This is a genomic window from Streptomyces sparsus, from assembly GCF_054776295.1.
Genome location: NZ_BAAHCA010000741.1, coordinates 1 through 2,483 on the forward strand (window position 1 = coordinate 1; position 2,483 = coordinate 2,483).

Consider the following 2,483-nt stretch of genomic DNA (forward strand, 5'->3'; position numbering starts at 1 on the left):
TCCCGGGCGCGTCCGTCGGGACCGTGCACCCCGGTGCGGGGGTGGCGCGGCGCCGCCGCGGACGTCAGCCGCGTCGGGTGGGGGCGGGCGTCAAGGCGCGTCGGGGATCTTGGCGAGCAGGTCGTCGACGGCCCGTCTGGGGACGTCGAGCAGGGTGCGGGCGGCCTGCTCGGCGGCGCCCGCGTCACCGGAGGCGATAGCGTCCACCACCGCCTGGTGGTCACCGGCGATGATGCCGGGCATCTGGTCGTCGCGGAGCGCGTCGAGCAGCGCCTCGCGCACCGAGCTGCTGAACCACCGGTAGGTGGCGGTGAGCGCGGTGTTGTGGGCGGCTTCGACCACCGCGACGTGGAAGGCGGTGTCGTGCTCGGCGTACAGCTCGTGCCGGCCGCCGGCGGGCTGGCCCGCTTCGTCCTCGCCGGCGGCCTGCGCGGCGAGCGCGGCCCGGATCCGGTCCAGGTCGGCCTGGTCGTGGCGGAGGGCGGCCAGCCGTGCCCCCTCCGTCTCCAGCGCGATGCGCAGCTCCAGCACGTCGCGGATGCCGGCTCGCCGGACCGCCCGCATGATGTCGCCGGGGTCGGCGCAGGAGACCACGAAGGTGCCCTCGCCCTGGCGTGAGCGCAGCAGCCCCGCGTGCACCAGCACCCGCACGGCCTCCCGCACGGTGTTGCGGCCGACGCCGAGCTGCTCGGCGAGGGTGTGCTCGGTGGGGATGCGGGCACCGACCTGCCAGTGCCCGTCGGTCAGTTGGGTGCGGAGCTGCTCCACGACCACGTCCACCAGGGACCGGCGTCCCGCGGTTTCCAGTGCCACAGCAGCTCCTCTCTCGTCCGGTTGCCCAGTCATCCTACAACCGCACAACCCAACGAACGCACCGGGGTCCCCACCAGGCTGGCCCCGACGCGCGACCGCCGGGGCCGCGCCGCGCGTCGGGCCGGTCCCGGCGGTGGCGCTCCGGGCTTCAGCCCCGGTACGTCTCCAGCAGTCGCAGCCAGATCTCGCTCATGGTGGGGAACGCCGGTACCGCGTGCCAGAGCCGCTCGATCGGCACCTCACCGACCACCGCGACGGTCGCCGCGTGCAGCAGTTCGCTCACCGCCGGGCCGGCGAAGGTCACCCCCAGCAGCACCTGCCGCTCCTCGTCGACGATCATGCGGGCCCGCCCCCGGTAGTCGTCGCCGTGCAGGGACGCGCCGGCGACGTTGCCCAGCTCGTAGTCCACCACCCGCACCTTGCGTCCCCGGCTGCTCGCCTCCTCCGCGGTGAGGCCGACCGCGGCGGTCTCCACCGGGCCGAACACCACCTGGGGCACGGCCTCCAGGTCGGCGGTCGCCGCGTGCGCACCCCACCGGTCCGTCTCCAGCTGTGGCACCCCCTGCGCACGGGCCGCGATGGCCGCGGCGGCGATCCGCGCCTGGTACTTGCCCTGGTGCGTCAGCAGCGCCCGGTGGTTGACGTCGCCTGCGGCGTACAGCCAGCCGCCCGGCACCCCGGTCACCCGGCAGCTGTCGTCCACGTCGAGCCAGCCGCCGGGCTCCAGCCCCACCGACTCCAACCCGATGATGTCGGTGCGGGGCTCGCGTCCGGTGGCGAACAGCACGTCGTCCACGACCAGTTCGCCGCCGTCGTCCAGTCGCAGCGTGACCGGGCCCTCCGGGGACGGCCGGTGCAGACCGGTGACGGAGGTGCCCGTGCGCACCGTCGCACCGGCGGCCCTGAGCGAGTCGGCCACCAGCTCGCCGGCGAACGGCTCCATGTGCGGCAGGGGTCGGTCACCGCGCAGCAGCAGCGTCACCGCCGAGCCCAGGGACTGCCAGGCCGCGGCCAGTTCCAGGCCGACCGGGCCGCCGCCGAACAGCGCGAGCCGGCCGGGAACGGTCTGGTTGCCGGTGCCCTGCCGGCTGGCCCAGGGGGCCGCCTCGGCCATGCCGGGCAGATCCGGCAGGGCGGCCCGGGTGCCGGTGCACACCACCACCGCGTGTTCCGCGCTCAACTCCCGCCGGCCGCCCTCCGCGGTCTCCACCACCACCCGCCGCGGCCCGTCGAGCCGGCCGTGGCCGCGGATGAAGTCGGCACCGGTCGAGGTGATCCACTCCACCTGGCCGGAGTCGTCCCAGTGCGCGGCGAAGTCGTCCCGGCGGGCCAGCACGGCCGCGGCGTCGAGCCTGCCACCGACCGCCTCACGCGAGCCGGCGACAGCTCGGGCGTCAGCGAGCGCCGCCGCCGGGCGCAGCAGCGCCTTACTGGGCATGCACGCCCAGTAGGAGCACTCACCGCCGGCCAGTTCGCTCTCCACCAGCGCCACGGACAGTCCGTTTGCGCGGGACCGGTCGGCGAGGTTCTCGCCCACCGGTCCGGCGCCCAGCACGATCACGTCGTAGAGGTCCATCCGGCCATGATGGCCCCGCACCCCCGGCCCCGCCGAGTGAGCGCGCCGGGCCGGCGGCGTCCGGTGCGGCCGGGGCCCCGCCACGGACGGGACG

Annotated in this window: 2 protein-coding genes; both read right to left on the bottom strand. The window is 75.7% G+C overall.

Annotation, left to right across the window (positions count from 1 at the left end):
- Positions 1-90: 90 nt before the first annotated feature.
- Positions 91-813 carry a FadR/GntR family transcriptional regulator gene (locus ACYVE9_RS22855; RefSeq protein WP_461029774.1) on the bottom strand — a complete coding sequence of 241 codons (723 nt, stop codon included), beginning with the start codon at positions 811-813 and terminating at the stop codon, positions 91-93.
- Positions 814-961: 148 nt separating this feature from the next.
- Positions 962-2,389 (bottom strand): dihydrolipoyl dehydrogenase family protein, encoded by a 1,428-nt coding sequence (locus ACYVE9_RS22860; protein WP_461029775.1) that lies wholly within the window; start codon positions 2,387-2,389, stop codon positions 962-964.
- Positions 2,390-2,483 lie beyond the last annotated feature (94 nt).